This window comes from Colwellia sp. SU-HH00943, from assembly GCF_057546125.1.
This window is the reverse complement of sequence record NZ_BAAJLW010000001.1, coordinates 132556-148679: the sequence shown is the minus strand read 5'-3', so window position 1 is coordinate 148679 and position 16124 is coordinate 132556. Positions and strand designations below refer to the sequence as shown.

The window sequence follows — 16124 nt, the reverse complement described above, 5'->3', positions numbered from 1 at the left end:
TTTTAATTAAACAGCAGGAATAGGCTAATAACATGAATAAGAATAAACCTTTGTTATCATCATTACTTTTGCCTTCATTAACACTCTCGTTGGTGCTTGCACTGTCGGGCTGTGGTGAAGATAAACAAGCGGTAAATCATGCTAGTCAAGGTGCAGTGTCAGAGGAAAAGTCTGTGGCATTAGTTGCTCCTACGCAAGCAGCCATAGATGCTATTGCTGAAGGTCTTGATATTAAATATCGACAGTTAACGAATATTCCTTCAGATAAGTGTGATCAAAAAGTTGCTGATGGCGCATGTTTTGAAGTGGAACTGAGCTTTACAGCTAAAGAAGCTATCAATAGCAAGGGATGGGCGATTTACTTTAGCCAAATATCTCCAGTGCAGTCTTCACAAGGTGAGGAGTTTACTGTTGAGCACTTAAATGGCGATTTACATCGAGTTAATTTAAAGGAAAACTTTAGTGGCTTTGCTGCTGGTGAAACTAAAACGGTTATCTTTAGAGCTAATTTCTGGATGTTATCTGAAACTGATGCATTACCAAACTATATAGTTCATGCCGATGATTTAGCAGCTAAAGTTGTTGCTAGTACCAAAGTGAATTTTGATAAAGAATCTGGTTTAGAAGAACTTCCATTTGTGGTGCCTTTTCAAGATGAGACTACACAATTTAAACGTACTAGCAATGACAAGACAACTTGGTTGACTAGCAGTCAGTTATACCAAAGAAACCTTGCAACGAGTGAAGCAGCGGCTAGTAATAAGATTGCTGTCGCGAGTCGAATTATTCCAACGCCTAAGCATATTCAAGTTTCTAACCGAACGATTGATGTCAGCAACGGGATAAATGTTACTTATCAGCATGTTGAGCAAGCCGATGTTGAGGCAGCTTTGTCGCGTTTATCGCGTTTAGGGTTAAAGCAAAGTGAACAAGGCTTGCCATTAACACTTACGGTAGCAAAGAATGATGAAAAAGCGATTGGCAGCTACGCCTTATCTGTTTCACAACAAGGGATTGAAATTAAAGGGGTAGATGCTGAAGGTGTGTTCAATGGCCTACAGTCTTTAGCCAGTTTATATACCGTTGGTAGTACAGAGTTACCCGTCGTGAATGTTGAAGATGAACCATATTACGCTTTTCGCGGTATGTTAGTTGATGTTGCACGAAACTTTCATTCGAAAGAGTTTATTTTATCGTTATTAGATCAAATGGCCGCTTATAAACTGAATAAGTTGCACTTACATCTGGGTGATGATGAAGGGTGGCGATTAGAAATTCCATCACTACCTGAATTAACGGATATTGCGAGCCAACGTTGTTTTGATACGCAAGAGCAAACTTGTCTGATACCACAATTAGGCGCAGGTGTTGATACAAGCTCCGCTGTGAATGGTTATTATAGCGTTGCAGATTATGCAGAGATTTTACAAGCTGCCAGTGCACGTCATATCCAAGTTATTCCTTCTTTAGATATGCCTGGTCACTCGCGCTCTTCTATGAAGGCCATGACAGCGCGTTATAAAAAGTATCAAGCATTGGAAGACGAAGAAAAAGCGAAACAATTTTTGCTAGATGACTTTGACGATACAACGCAATATTCATCAGTGCAATATTATAATGATAACACCATGAACGTTTGCTTAGAGTCTACGTACAACTTTGTTATTGAAGTAATGACACAAGTGAAAAAAATGCATGCTGATGCAGGACAGCCACTTACTCGTTATCATATTGGTGCTGATGAAACGGCTGGAGCTTGGCTTGAATCGCCAGCGTGTAAAGCGTTTGTCGCTAACAATGATAAAGGTGTAACTGATATGAGTGAGCTAGGGGCTTACTTTATTGAAAGAGTTGCTGATATTTTATCTGATCTTAATATTGAAACTGCAGGCTGGAGTGATGGGATGTCACACACGCGAAAAGAGAATATGCCTGCAATAGTACAAGCAAATGCTTGGGATGTATTGTTTTGGGGTGGTCACGATAAAGTGCATGATTTAGCAAACCGTGATTGGCAAATTGTTATCTCAACACCTGATGCTTTGTATTTTGACTTTCCTTATGAATCTGATCCGAAAGAACATGGTTATTATTGGGCATCTCGTCATATAAACACAGAGAAGGTGTTCCAGTTTATGCCTGATAATTTACCGATTCATGCTGAATTTTGGTTAGATAGAGAAGACAATCCGTATGTTGCTGATGATACTAAAACACCTTTAAAACAAGGCCAAAAGTATTTAGGTATTCAAGGACAATTGTGGAGTGAAAACACGCGTACAGACTCTCTTGTTGAACATAAGGTTTTTCCAAGATTACTCGCTTTAGCTGAGCGTGCGTGGCATGTTCCTAGCTGGGCAGTGCCTTATAATTATCAGGGGGCAAAATACAGCCAAGATACTAATGTTTTTACTGATAAGTTAAAGCAATCAAGAGATGATGATTGGCACTTATTCGCCCATACATTGGGTGAGAAAGAGTTCGCTAAGCTAGAGCTTGACGATATTGATTACCGCCTGCCTACGGTTGGCGCTGTTGTTGAGCAGGGAATATTAAATGCTAATATTGCATTCCCTGGTTTAGGGATTGAGTATCAAGATGCACAAGGAAGTTGGCAAGTATATTCTCAGCCTGTAGCTGTTAAAGGTGAGGTTAGTGTACGAAGTCGTAGTAAAAACGGTTTACGTGTTAGTCGTACTACGCAAGTTAAATAGAAATTTTACCTGAGTAAGTTTTAACTTTAACTGTAAAATCATAGCCTTGCTCTAGTAAAGAGGGGGGCTATTCACATTAATATTAAAAATTACAAAAAAACAAATGACAACGCTGTCATTTTTGATTAGTATGATACTAGTTACTTATTGTTAGTCGTTAATTCGCATATAATGTAAATAATCAATAACTGAATCAATAACTGAGTAGTTAAGAGAATTTTTGAGGTTCATATGTTCACAAGCAGTGACAATAAAAAATTATTTTTAGGCATAGACGGTGGTGGTAGCAAGTGTAAAGCCATCGTTATGAATGAAAATAATGATATTTTAGGGACTGGTATTTCAGGGCCGGGAAATCCGTTACATGGCTTTGAACAAGCAACTAACTCAATTACTGAGTCTGCAAAGTTGGCATTAAAAGATGCTGGTTTAGTAGATGTTCCATTGAACGAATTATATGCGGGTGTAGGTTTAGCTGGTGTGAATATTCCAGCTCTGTTTGATGAAATGCAAGCATGGCAAAACCCGTTTAAACAAATGTTTTTAGCACATGATTTATTGATTGCTTGCTTAGGTGCGCATCATAATCAAAATGGTGCTGTGGTTATCTCGGGTACTGGTTCTTGTGGTTTTTCATGTATTGATGAACAAGAAACATTAATCGGTGGACATGGTTTTCCACAAGGGGATAAAGGCAGTGGCGCTTGGTTTGGTTTACAAGCAACAAAGCAAGTTTTACTTTCGTTAGATGGTCTTGCAGAGCCGTCGTTAATGAATGCCCCTTTATTAAAGAAGCTTGGTTGTTCAAGTGCTATGTCAATTGTGGAAATTGTAGCTGATAAAAAGGCGACATTTTATGCGCAATTAGCAAATTTAGTTTTTGATGCTGCAGAGCAAGGGGATAAAGCTGCTTTAGCAATTGTTGAAGAAGGAGCTGAATATATCAATTACTTAGCAATAAATTTAATCAACAAACAGGCGGAAAGAATTTCTCTACTAGGTGGTTTGTCTGTTCGATTAATACCTTGGCTAGCAACAGATATACAAAAACAATTATCTGAGCCGTTAAGCCCTCCAGAAGTTGGGGCGGTACTATTTGCTAGGCAAAAGCTTGCTGAACAAAATAATGAGCAAAAAGCCCTTTAATTGGTAGTGGCTGTTAACGAGATTAAAATTATGACTACCCAACGACTTTACGCGCCAAGACTATTTGATGGTCAAAATTTTTGTGATGATCAAGTTCTCACTATCACTGATGGCGTTATCACTGCTATCGATCAAGATATAGAGCATGTGGATGTTAAAGCTAATGGTTTGGTTGTTCCTGGCTATATTGATTTACAAGTTAATGGTGGTGGCGGTGCGTTATTTAACGATAACCCTTCGTTAGAAAAACTGACAACTATGATGTCTGCTCATGCACAGTTTGGCACCACGGCTATGATGCCTACTTTAATTACCGATAAAGTTGAGGTAATGGCACAGGCAGCTGAAGCAACAGCACAAGCTATCGCACAAAAAGTGCCGGGTATTCTCGGTATTCATTTTGAAGGGCCACATTTATCAGTGGCTAAAAAAGGCACACACTGTGCTGAGTTAATTCGTCCTATTTCTGATACTGAATGGCAAGTCTTATCGCGTCAAGATATTGGTCAAGTGATGGTGACGTTAGCACCAGAAACAGTATCAACAGATGATATAACTCGCATGACAGAGCTTGGCATTAAAGTGTGCTTAGGGCATACCAATGCAGATTTTTCAACGGCACAAAATGCGGTTGATGCGGGTGCTACGGGGTTTACACATTTATTTAATGCTATGTCTCCATTTCAAGGACGTGAACCGGGCGTTGTTGGTTGTGCATTTTATAATGACAATACACAAGCAGGCTTGATTGTGGATGGTCATCACGTTGATTATGTCAGCTGCCAATTGGCCATCAACGCAAAGCCCAATGGTGGCATATTCCTAGTGACTGATGCAATGCCACCTGTTGGCACTGACATGACTCAGTTTCCGTTATACGACAGAACAGTTTATGTAGAAGAGGGTAAATTAACTTCTACAACGGGCGAGTTAGCCGGCTCTTCTTTAGATATGGCAACAGCCGTTAAAAATACCCATATTAAATTAAATGTACCTTTGGATGAGGCATTAAGAATGGCTAGCTTATATCCAGCAAAATATTTATATGCTAATCAAGCGTTAAATCGTGGTGAGTTGAAAATAGGTATGCAAGCTGACTTGTTAATATTGGATGATGATTTAGACGTCAGTGAAACTTGGATTGCTGGCCAAGCTTTATATAAGCGTAAGTAAAAAATTAAGTAAAAAAGTAAGAAAAAAAATAAAAAACAAGATTACTAATAATAAGTTCATGCTGTGCTTAATTAGCTCAGTTGAATATAAATTCTAAATGAGGAAATAATTGACATGTTAGCTACGCAAGCGAGTGAAGAAAAGCAACAAGGTAATGCTCTACCTATGATTATTGTTGCGGGTCTGTTTTTTATATTGGGTTTCGCAACCTGGTTAAATGGCTCTTTAATGCCTTATTTACAACAAATTTTGCAGTTAACCCCATTTGAAGCTTCATTAATTCTATTTTCGTTTTACATTGCGGTAACCTTTACCGCTTTACCTTCAGCCGCTGTAATTCGTAAAGTAGGCTACAAAACAGGTATGGCCCTGGGTATGGCTACTATGATGATAGCGGGTTTATTGTTTATTCCTGCTGCTAAAACTCAAATCTTTGCGTTATTTTTATTTGCTCAATTAGTTATGGGCGCGGGTATTACCTTATTGCAAACGGCTGTTAACCCATATGTTGTTCGTATTGGGCCAGAAGAGTCAGCAGCTGCACGTATATCTATTATGGGGATATTAAATAAAGGTGCTGGTGTTGTTGCTCCAATGGTGTTTACCGCGTTAATTTTAAGTGGTTTTCAAGACGTGAGTGGTGAGTTAACTAAAGCTCAAATTGATGATATGGCTAACTCGCTTGTATTTCCTTATTTAGGTATGGCGGTATTTCTAGGATTGTTAGCCTTAGCCGTGAAAAAGTCGCCATTACCAGAATTAGAAGATGAAGCGGATAGTGATGAAGATCATTCAGGTCATGTTAAAGAAGCCTTATCTCACCCTAACTTAGCATTCGGTGTTGTAGCTTTATTCTTCTATGTTGCAGCAGAAGTAATTGCCGGCGATACCATAGGTACTTTCGCGTTGTCACTAGGCGTTCAGAATTACACTATGATGACGTCTTACACCATGCTTTGTATGGTGGCAGGTTATATATTAGGTATTGCACTTATTCCTCGTGTGATTTCTCAGCAAAAAGCCTTAATGGTTTCTGCAATTATTGGTTTGTTATTAACGGCAGGTATTGTGTTTGGTGATAACAACTCATTTGCTATCGCTAATACCTTATTAGGTGGTATTGAGTTGCCTGATACATTACTTCTTATTGCCTTCTTAGGGTTTGCTAACGCTATTGTTTGGCCTGCTGTTTTTCCATTAGCGTTATCTGGTATGGGTAAACTGACCAGTGTTGGCTCAGCATTACTTATTATGGGTATCGCCGGTGGCGCCTTTGGTCCAATGTTTTGGAGTATTGCTTCAACGTCAACAGGTTTGGCTGAGCAAGGTGGCTACTTAGTGTTATTCCCTTGTTATTTATTTATTTTATTTTATGCAGTGAAAGGCTGCACAATGAAAAGTTGGAAATAACTTAAACGTTATTTCTAACGACCTTATTATGTAGCTAAGTTGTCCCCTATACTTGGTTACGTAAAAAAGCTCTGCGGTCTGAGTTGTAGCTTTATTTAAAGAGCTGTTAACTCTGAAAGTTGAGGGTGCGTTAAACGGTCATTTGATCGACCCTGAGTTAATTATTGACTCAGGGTTTTTTTATGCCCTAAATAATTGTTTTTTTTATCTGAAATCAGTGTGGTAGCTCATTAAATAACCTGATTATATAAATCTGGTCTGTTTAGTGATGTTTTTATTTACTCTTTTAGGTATTGGTGTATATTTCGGATATGCCCTCGAATTATAAAAATCAAAGTGGTATACCTATATGAAACGCAAAGTAACAATAATATATTATCGTGATGACGGCCTAGAGTTGCATCACAAGGTTAAAACCTTCAAGCAGAATGAAGATGGTAGGGTTGTTATTCCCCAAGAATTTAAAGAGGGTAAGTCAATTATTGCGGTATGTGATGGTGAGATCCAAATACTCAATAAAGTAGGAGATCGTATTTTATCGGTTAACTATGTAGCCTAGTCCAAGGTGGCTTACCTAAAGTCACCTTTTCTTGCCTCTATAAAGAATCTATTTTTCTGGTAAGCCTGAAGCTTAATGCTTGTATGAAGCTAGACGCTCATTGCAGATAGTGAAGGGTTTACCCGTTTACCACAAGTTATCAATAACGCTTTAATTGATTGCTGTCGGTAGGCAAACGGGTTCTTAATTTATTCTTAGTTCTGACTTTTTAGTTGTTTTTCACTGTATTCAAGCTTGTCATAATGTTGGCCTTTCTCATCAGCTAGCTCAGCAGGCATATAGTTTTCATCATGCTTGGCTAAGACTTCACTGGCATCTACGTGTAAAGCACCTGAATCACCTTTTGTTAACGTACCATTGGCAACAATCCCTTGTCCTTCGCGAAATAAATCCGGCAAAATACCTTCGTAATACACTGAAATCATTGGGTCATCTTCACTGAAAACAATAGGCATTTTCATGTCAGCTAATTTAAAGGTTACTTTTAAATTGTTTGGGTCGCGCTTAACGCTGCCTGGCACCACTAAACCACCAATACGAATACGTTGGCCAATACTTGGCTTTAATCCTGAGTCTTTCTTGCCTTGGGTAATTTCAGAAGGGGTATAAAATAAATCAATATTTTGACTTAATGCGTAAAGCACTAAACCTGCAACAACACCTATGCCGATCAGAATTGAAGCGACTATGGTTAAACGTTTTTTACGGCGGGGATTCATGGAGATACCTCTTCGGTTGATACTGTGTTCATGGTATTGGCACTTTTTGCTTGTTTACGAACTTGGCGTAACTTGTCTTCTCGTTTTTGACGAGCAGCTATATTTTTAATGACTTTTTTGTGTTCAGCAATTGAGCTAACAAGTAGCAGTGTAATGAGTAATGCCGAGATACCAAAAGATAGCCATACATAAAAGCCATAGCCACCCATATCAAGAAATGCGCTAAAACTGTCAAATTGCATTATTTACGCTCCATAGCCGTGGTTTGTTCAAGGACTAAATTTCTCACCCAAGGGCGAATACTATTACGGGCTAAAATCTCACTTCGAAATCGAATACAAATGATGACAGAAACGAGTAAAACAAAGCCTAAAAAGCAAAAGATGAATGGCCAAAGCATATCTATAGACATGGAAGGTTTACCTAACTTGCTTACAGTTGAGCCTTGATGCAAGGTATTCCACCAATCTACAGAGTACTTGATGATAGGAATATTAATTACTCCTACTAAGGTTAGAATGCCTGCGGCTTTGCCAGCTAAATTTTTATCTTCAAAGGCGCTGTGCAGTGCAATCACGCCTAAATATAAAAACAGTAAAATCAATTCAGACGTCAGTCTAGCATCCCATATCCACCATGTTCCCCACATAGGTTTACCCCATGCAGCACCGGTAATCAATGCAATGGCAGTGAACACAGCACCAACAGGGGCCATTGCTGCTGCTGAAGCGTCTGCTAATTTGTATTGCCACACCATAGAGGTGAAAGCTGCTATTGCCATACCCACATAAATCCCCATAGAGAGTGATGCAGCCGGCACATGTATGTAAAAAATTCGAAAGCTATCACCTTGTTGATAATCGGCAGGAGCAAAGGCTAGCGCCCAAACAAGGCCTATAGACAATAACAATGCTGCTATGCCACTTAACCAGGGGAGTATCTTTCCTGCAAAGTGATAACTCACTTCTGGGTTTGCAAAGGGATGTAACCATTTCCACATAAACTATGCTCTTCTCTAATATGTTTTTAATATCAATAGTTAATTAGTACTGACTTTTAATGCTGCCCCAACAGCGAATGGGGCAAGCGTTAATGAACCTACAAATAGTGCGGCAATTATAGCAAGTTGACCACTATAGGGTAAGCCAAGCGCTGCTGTATCGATAGCACTGGTTGCAAAAATCAATACTGGGATATAAAGGGGTAAAACTAATAAACTCAGTAGTACGCCACCTTTTTTAATACCTACAGTAAGTGCAACCCCAATAGCGCCGAGTAAGCTTAAAATAGGTGTTCCTAATAATAATGTTAACATTAATGCACCATAACTTTGCTCATTTAAATGTAACAGTACTGCGAGTAGGGGCGACATTAAAATAAGTGGCAGGCCGGTAATAAGCCAATGAGCAAATATTTTCGCTAGCACTAAAATAAATATTGGTTGTGGGCTTAATAGCATTTGCTCTAGTGAGCCATCACGGTGATCAGACTTAAAAAGCCTATCTAAAGACAGTAATGTAGATAGTAAGGCTGCAACCCAAATAATGCCCGGAGCAATACGGCTTAATGTTTGTATTTCAGGGCCGATACCTAATGGAAATAACGTAATAACAATCACAAAAAAAAGTAACGGATTAATAATGTCGTCTTTATGGCGCATGGCAATAGTTAAGTCACGCTTAAGAACTAACGAAAATACTGCACGATAAGTTAAATCTGTTGTTGCCATAAGAGGAGTTATTTCCCTTTACTCTGTATATGCATCAAAAGCATAGTCTAAGGTGATTTTTTTTATTTGAGATGGCTCAAAGGTAAGTAAGTCTTGATGGGTGGTTAACACGATACACCCACCTTGTGCGATATGATTTTTAAAGCGTGCTTCCAACGCTTGTACACCTTGCTTATCAATCGCGGTAAAAGGTTCGTCTAAAATCCAAATTTTTGCAGATGATTTGTATAAGCGTGCTAATGAGATACGTCGATGTTGGCCTGCACTCAAGTGAGAGGCTAAGCTGTCTTCAAAACCTGTTAAGTTCACTTGTGATAAAGTGTCTTCTATTTCCGCTTCGCTTTCATGGAAACCATGAAGAGCTAGGTTAAATTTCAAGTTTTCCTGTGCCGACATTTCGCCTTTTACGCCAGGTAAATGTCCGAGATAAAGTAAGTTTTGATAAAACTCTTCACGATGTGAATTTATGGCGTTGCCATTATAAAAAACCTCACCTTCATAAGGTTGTGATAAGCCGGCTAATATGCGCAATAAACTGGTTTTTCCTGAGCCATTAGGACCTTCTACTTGAACAATGTCACCAGCATTAATGGTAGTGCTTAGTTGATCGAATAAGAGACGTTCCTCACGAATACACGTTAGGTTACAAGTACTGAGTAAAGCGGGTTGCGTAACTTCGGTATTGATGTTTGTATTACTGGCTGACAAAGGAACAAATACTCATTTAATGTTGATACTCGACAAATTCTAACTGATGCTAGTCAACGATTTGTTGACTTAGATCGCTTTTGACTTATATCGTTTTTGATTTAGATCGTGTTCTTATAAAGGACAATATCATACCATAGTGTCCTTTAAAGCGAATAACAAATAACGTGAGCAAAATTGTAACATTAAGAAACAAATAACACAGTGACATGAAACGATATATTAAGCTTTTCATTAAAAAAAGTATGCTAGAATTGCGCAGCCATGTAATTGTGTAGCACTATATCAGCTCTATTTAAAAATAATTTAACTGAACTAAAATACTCATGGCAAACTATGCAGAGTAACCGCGATAAATAAGTTTTCGGAGAAGTAAATGATACCTGATACGGTACCGCAAATAATACCTCATCTTATCCCTGAATTAGGGCACCTTGCTTTGGTAATTTCCTTAGCATTTGCATTGTGTTTAAGCATCATTCCTTTAGTAGGCGTCCATAGTTCTCAACAAAAGTTAATGTCTTATGCTAAGCCGCTTACCTTTGGTATGTTTATTTTTACTGCCATTAGCATTGTTATTTTGGGATATAGTTTTGTTATAGATGACTTTTCCGTTAAGTATATCGCCAGTCACTCCAATACCCACTTACCATATTATTTTAAAATTAGTGCTGTTTGGGGCGGTCATGAAGGCTCCTTATTATTATGGGTATTTTCACTAACAGCATGGACTATGGCTGTCGCTAAGTTTTCTAAAGATATAGAGCAAGAGTTTATTGCCCGAGTGTTAGCCGTTATGGGTATGATAGCGGTAGGTTTTATTGCTTTTACGTTGTTAACCTCTAATCCATTTGATCGTTTATGGCCAAATGTGCCAATGGAAGGACGTGATCTTAATCCATTGTTGCAAGATGTTGGTTTGATTATTCATCCGCCACTACTGTATTTAGGTTATGTAGGTTTTGCTGTTGCTTTTGCTTTTGCTGTAGCGGCGTTAATGTCTGGCAAAATGGATGCTGCTTGGGCACGTTGGTCTCGTCCTTGGACGGTTGGTGCGTGGATGTTTCTTACCTTAGGGATTGCTTTAGGTAGTTGGTGGGCTTATTACGAACTTGGCTGGGGTGGCTGGTGGTTTTGGGATCCAGTAGAAAATGCGTCTTTTATGCCTTGGCTTGTGGGTACTGCATTAATTCACTCTTTGGCGGTAACTGAAAAGCGCGGTACTTTTAGAAACTGGACAGTACTTTTAGCTATATTTGCCTTTAGTTTGAGCTTGCTAGGCACATTTTTAGTACGCTCTGGTGTGATAACATCAGTGCATTCATTTGCTGCTGATCCAACGCGTGGTGTCTTTATTTTAATGCTATTAGCCATTGCTGTTGGTGGATCATTGACTTTATATGCGTTGAGAGCAAGCAATGTGGCAAGCTTTAGTCGATTTGCCCTTTATTCACGTGAAACAGCACTGCTACTGTGTAATATTATTTTAGTTATTGCTGCAGTAACCGTACTGTTAGGTACTTTATATCCATTATTTGTTGATGCGTTAGGGTATGGAAAAATCTCGGTTGGACCTCCTTATTTCAATGCTGTGTTCGTACCCATCATGAGTGTTTTGTTTATTATCATGGGGATTGGCCCGCTTATTCGTTGGAAAAAAGCAAAGCAAGGAGAACTCCGTAAACAAATAGTTAAACCGTCAGTTATTAGTATTGTTTTTGGTTTGTTATTCCCTGTTATATACGGTGGTGAATTCGATGCTTTAGTTGCTATGGGCATGACATTAGCAATGTGGGTTTTTCTTGTCGTCGTCAAAGAACTTGTTAACCAGTATAGTAATAACCTCAAACCTTCACGAAGCCATTGGGGTATGACCATTGCGCATGCGGGTATTGCTGTGACTATTGTTGGTGTTACCATAGTGTCGAGTTATGAAAACGAAACTAATGTCAGAATGTCAGTGCATGAACGTGTTGAAGTGTCTGGTTATGAAATTGAGTTTAATGGCATTAAGCATGTAGAAGGCCCTAACTATAGTGCTGAGCAAGGGCAAATTAATGTTTATAAAAAGGGTGATTTTATTGCCTTGTTAAAACCTGAGCGTCGCGCGTATCGAGTACAAACTATGGGGATGACAGAAGCAGGTATTGATCCTGGCTTATTCCGTGATATCTATGTTGCACTTGGCGATCCGTTAGAGGGGGGCGCATGGGCTATTCGCGTACATTATAAACCTTTTGTACGCTGGATATGGCTGGGCGCGATATTTATGGCTTTAGGTGGTATTTTAACTATGTTGGATAAACGCTATCGTGCTAAGCAAAGTGCGAAAGTTAAAAAGAATCATCAACAAACGCCTAACCTTGCGAAGGCAAAACCGAGTATTCAAGCTGTATCGGAGAGTTCATAAATGAATAAGATTATTCGTTTTTTACCCCTTATTTTAGTGATTGCTTTGGGGGCTGTATTATATCGTGGTTTATCATTAAACCCTCAAGAGCTTCCTTCGGTGTTAATTGGTAAAACCATGCCTGATTTTTCTATGTCGACGTTAACAGATGAGAATAAGGTAGTTACTCAAGCTGACTTAGCTGGTGATATTGTTTTGCTAAATGTTTGGGCGACTTGGTGCCCAGCATGTAAGCATGAACATCCTTACTTATTGGAAATAGCGAATAACCCGCAGCTTAATACCTATGTGAAACTCTATGGTTTAAATTATAAAGATGAGCGTGAAGAAGCTATAAAATGGTTAACGCATTATAAAGATCCATATCAGTTTTCTATCTATGATGACGAGGGTTTACTCGGGGTTAAATTGGGTGTGTTTGGCGCGCCTGAAACTTTTGTGATTGATCATAACGGCATCATTCGAAAACGTTTTGCAGGTCCAATAGATACACGTGTGTGGCGTAAAGAGTTTGAGCCATTAATTAAACAAATAGTCGCTGAAAAACAACAAGGTAAGTAATAATGTTTAATAAAGTTTTAATAATACTTACCGTGATTTTTACCAGCTTTTTTGTTGTAAATAATGGTCAGGCTAGCCCCGTTGAAACTTTTGAGTTTCAAGATGAAGTGACCAAAATTCGATTTCAAGCATTAAGTAAAGAGTTACGTTGCCCTAAGTGTCAAAATCAAAACTTAGCAGATTCAAATTCAACGGTTGCCTCAGCCTTAAGACTCGATTTATATAACTTGTTGATTGAAGGTAGATCTGATGCTGAAATTGTCGACCTTATGGTCGGTCGTTATGGCGAGTTTGTTTTATACCGTCCACGTGTTTCAGCGGTTACTTATGTACTTTGGTTTGGTCCTGCTTTGTTAATTCTTATCGGTGTGATTGTTGTCATTGTCATATTACGCAAAAAGCCGGCAAGCAAAGCAGACTTGGCTTTAAATAGCGAACAGCAAGCAAAATTAAAGCAGTTATTGGCTGAAAGTCCAGATGAAATAACTAACCCTTCACCACAAAGTAAAGATCAAGAGTAAGTCAGTATTATGGAAATTGTATTAATCCTTTTTGTTTTTATTGCCTTATTGTTGTGGGTGATTTGGGTACCTTTTATTAAACAAAACAAGACACAACAACAAGCAAATATTGTTACTTCTATTCAACAAGGAGTACGCGCACAAACTAACATTAGCTTATATCATGAGCATAAAGCCGAAATTGAAAAAGATTTCGCCGAAGGCGGCATTGATGAAGAAAATTATCAATACTTGCTTGCTGAATTAGATAATAGTTTATTACAGGATATAGCATCTGCGGAGCAAAACTCAGAAACCACAGCAGAGGTTAAATCATTTAGCGCGATTTGGCCTATTAGTTTATCTATTTTTATTGTGGCTTTTAGCGTAGCTTTGTACTTAAAACAAGATTCTTTTAATAATTTAGTAAGCACACCTGTGCCAGCTCATGAGGCTCAGCAGGGTATGTCGGCTGAACAGCAAGAGCAAACACGTCAACAGCAAATACTCGACTATATTGCAAAAATGCAGCAACACCTTGAAGAAAACCCTGATGATGGTGAAGCTTGGTATAACCTTGGCCAAACGTTTGTTGGTGCTGGCGAATTTGACTTAGCCGTTAAAGCGTATGAGCAAGTTATTCGCATAGAAGGGGAACATGCGGATTTAATAGGTGCCATTGCACAAGCATATTATTATAAAAATAATCAGAAAATCGATGCCAATGTACAAGAATATATTGATCGAGCCTTAGCACTCGACATTAACGACCCTTCAACCAATATATTGCTTGGTATGCACAACTTTATTGGCCAAAATTACCAACAGGCTATAGATTATTGGCAGCGAGTGCTTGATAGTAATAGACAAGGTGTCAACATTGAAGCAATACAAGAAGCGGTGAATGAAGCGAAAAATCGTTTATCTTTACCGATAGAAACCCCAGAAGTTGCTGAAGTCGCAGGCCCTAATTTACAAATTAATGTGAGGTTATCTGCTGAAATTACTGAGCAGCTTGCTCAAGGGGAAGATAAAGTTGTATTCGTTTACGCTTTACCAACTAATGGTCAACGTATGCCGCTTGCTGCGGTTAAATTGATGGCAAGTGACTTACCTAAAGTAGTGACATTAAATAATAGTCAAGCAATGACACCACAAAATAATTTAAGCAGTGTCGAGCAAGTCCATATTTTTGCAATAATTTCTCAACGAGGTGATGTGGGTATTAAACCTGGAGATTTTAAAGGTGAAACCCTCAATATTGCTGTAGATGAGCAAGAGACTATTGAATTAGTTATTAATGACCTAGTTGAGTAATGGAAAGATAAAATGAAGTCACGTTTTAGTGCTAAACAAAAGTCGACTGAGCAAAACGCTATAAAAACAGGGATATTGTTAACGAATTTAGGTTCGCCTTCACAGCCAACAACGAGTGCAGTTCGTCGCTATTTACAAGAGTTTTTATCCGATCCTCGTGTTGTTGAAATTCCGAGGTTAATTTGGTTGATTATCCTACACGGTATTATTTTACGTGTACGTCCGAAGAAATCAGCAAAACTCTATCAAAGTGTATGGACTGAAGAAGGCGCTCCTTTAATTGTCATTAGCCAAGCACAGAAAGAAAAAGTGGCAGAAAAAATAGCGCAACAATATGGTGACAGTGTCATGGTTGATATTGCTATGCGCTACGGTGAGCCATCTATGAGTCGGGTTTTGCAAAAGTTTCAACAAGCGGGTGTTGATAACCTGATAGTACTGCCGTTATACCCTCAATATGCGGGTCCAACTACTGCTTCAGCATTCGATGCGATGAGTAAAGAATTACAAAAATGGCGTTATGTGCCCAGCCTGCATTTTATTAACACGTATCATAATAATCATCTTTATATTAATGCCTTAGCGAATACCATTAGCGAACACTTAAATGTTCATGGCAAGCCTGATAAATTAGTGTTGTCATATCATGGGATGCCAGAGTTATTTTATCAGTGGGGTGATCCTTATTATGATTATTGTCAGCAGACCACAGACTTACTGATTGATGAACTAGCTATAAGACCATTAGGTTTATCAAAAGATGATGTCGTTATGGCGTTTCAATCTCGTTTCGGTAAAGCGAAATGGTTGCAGCCTTATACCGATGAAAGCCTAGAAAACTTGGCGAAAAGCGGTCATAAGCATGTTGCTATTATTAGCCCAGCTTTTAGTGCTGACTGCCTAGAAACTCTTGAAGAACTTGAGCATGAAAACCGTGAAGTTTTTATGCAAGCAGGGGGTGAGGAGTATCATTATATCGCCGCATTAAATGATCGTGATGATCATATTGATTCGCTGATAAACGTATTGGCGCCAACACTTGAGTCTTTAAAGTAAAGAGTCCTTGAAGTAAAGTTTGCTTCACTATATTCAAATATAATGGCTTTTTTATTCACTAATCAGTCATTGACTAGCGTTAGATAAAAAAACTATCATCACAGTATAGCCATGTGAGTTTG

Annotated in this window: 15 protein-coding genes; 10 read left to right on the top strand and 5 right to left on the bottom strand. The window is 38.7% G+C overall.

Going from position 1 to position 16124, the window contains the following annotated elements; genetic code table 11:
- Window positions 1-32 precede the first annotated feature (32 nt).
- The 5 genes from AC27GZ_RS00615 to AC27GZ_RS00595 all read left to right on the top strand — a co-directional run bounded on the left by AC27GZ_RS00615 (window position 33) and on the right by AC27GZ_RS00595 (window position 7002).
- Window positions 33-2714, top strand: a complete 2682-nt coding sequence (locus AC27GZ_RS00615) for a family 20 glycosylhydrolase (RefSeq protein ID WP_487092936.1) — start codon at window positions 33-35, stop codon at window positions 2712-2714.
- A 231-nt stretch (window positions 2715-2945) separates the two neighbouring features.
- Window positions 2946-3860, top strand: coding sequence for an N-acetylglucosamine kinase (nagK, locus tag AC27GZ_RS00610; protein ID WP_487092935.1), 915 nt, complete (start codon window positions 2946-2948; stop codon window positions 3858-3860).
- A gap of 30 nt (window positions 3861-3890) precedes the next feature.
- The gene (gene nagA, locus AC27GZ_RS00605) at window positions 3891-5033 is read left to right on the top strand and encodes an N-acetylglucosamine-6-phosphate deacetylase (RefSeq protein ID WP_487092934.1); all 1143 of its coding nucleotides are present in this window, start codon (window positions 3891-3893) and stop codon (window positions 5031-5033) included.
- Window positions 5034-5147: 114 nt separating this feature from the next.
- Entirely contained in the window at window positions 5148-6443 is a 1296-nt protein-coding gene (gene nagP / locus AC27GZ_RS00600) for an N-acetylglucosamine MFS transporter NagP (RefSeq protein ID WP_487092933.1), read from the top strand.
- A gap of 349 nt (window positions 6444-6792) precedes the next feature.
- Window positions 6793-7002, top strand: coding sequence for a TIGR02922 family protein (locus tag AC27GZ_RS00595; protein WP_487092932.1), 210 nt, complete (start codon window positions 6793-6795; stop codon window positions 7000-7002).
- Between the two features lie 194 nt (window positions 7003-7196).
- Here AC27GZ_RS00595 and ccmE read toward each other — a convergent pair whose 3' ends face one another.
- From ccmE to ccmA, 5 genes are read right to left on the bottom strand one after another with little or no spacing between them, the layout of a single operon-like run.
- A complete protein-coding gene (ccmE, locus tag AC27GZ_RS00590; RefSeq protein ID WP_487092931.1) occupies window positions 7197-7721 on the bottom strand; it encodes a cytochrome c maturation protein CcmE in 525 nt (174 codons plus the stop codon).
- Entirely contained in the window at window positions 7718-7963 is a 246-nt protein-coding gene (gene ccmD / locus AC27GZ_RS00585; protein WP_487092930.1) for a heme exporter protein CcmD, read from the bottom strand. Before ccmD ends, ccmE begins: the two co-directional genes overlap by 4 nt.
- Window positions 7963-8721, bottom strand: coding sequence for a heme ABC transporter permease (locus AC27GZ_RS00580; RefSeq protein ID WP_487092929.1), 759 nt, complete (start codon window positions 8719-8721; stop codon window positions 7963-7965). The genes ccmD and AC27GZ_RS00580 overlap by 1 nt, the downstream gene beginning before the upstream one ends.
- 39 nt (window positions 8722-8760) lie before the next feature.
- On the bottom strand, window positions 8761-9450 hold the full coding sequence (gene ccmB / locus AC27GZ_RS00575; protein ID WP_487092928.1) for a heme exporter protein CcmB: 690 nt from the start codon (window positions 9448-9450) through the stop codon (window positions 8761-8763).
- A gap of 18 nt (window positions 9451-9468) precedes the next feature.
- A complete protein-coding gene (gene ccmA, locus AC27GZ_RS00570) occupies window positions 9469-10158 on the bottom strand; it encodes a cytochrome c biogenesis heme-transporting ATPase CcmA (RefSeq protein WP_487092927.1) in 690 nt (229 codons plus the stop codon).
- Window positions 10159-10534: 376 nt separating this feature from the next.
- On the opposite strand from ccmA, the gene AC27GZ_RS00565 reads away from it, so the two are divergent.
- From AC27GZ_RS00565 to hemH, 5 genes are read left to right on the top strand one after another with little or no spacing between them, the layout of a single operon-like run.
- On the top strand, window positions 10535-12568 hold the full coding sequence (locus tag AC27GZ_RS00565) for a heme lyase CcmF/NrfE family subunit (protein WP_487092926.1): 2034 nt from the start codon (window positions 10535-10537) through the stop codon (window positions 12566-12568).
- Window positions 12569-13129, top strand: a complete 561-nt coding sequence (locus AC27GZ_RS00560; protein WP_487092924.1) for a DsbE family thiol:disulfide interchange protein — start codon at window positions 12569-12571, stop codon at window positions 13127-13129.
- 2 nt (window positions 13130-13131) lie between these two features.
- Entirely contained in the window at window positions 13132-13650 is a 519-nt protein-coding gene (locus AC27GZ_RS00555; protein ID WP_487092923.1) for a cytochrome c-type biogenesis protein, read from the top strand.
- A 9-nt stretch (window positions 13651-13659) separates the two neighbouring features.
- Entirely contained in the window at window positions 13660-14946 is a 1287-nt protein-coding gene (ccmI, locus tag AC27GZ_RS00550; RefSeq protein ID WP_487092922.1) for a c-type cytochrome biogenesis protein CcmI, read from the top strand.
- A 12-nt stretch (window positions 14947-14958) separates the two neighbouring features.
- Complete coding sequence (gene hemH, locus AC27GZ_RS00545; RefSeq protein ID WP_487092921.1) at window positions 14959-16002, top strand: ferrochelatase; 1044 nt, start codon at window positions 14959-14961, stop codon at window positions 16000-16002.
- The last annotated feature ends 122 nt before the right edge of the window (window positions 16003-16124 follow it).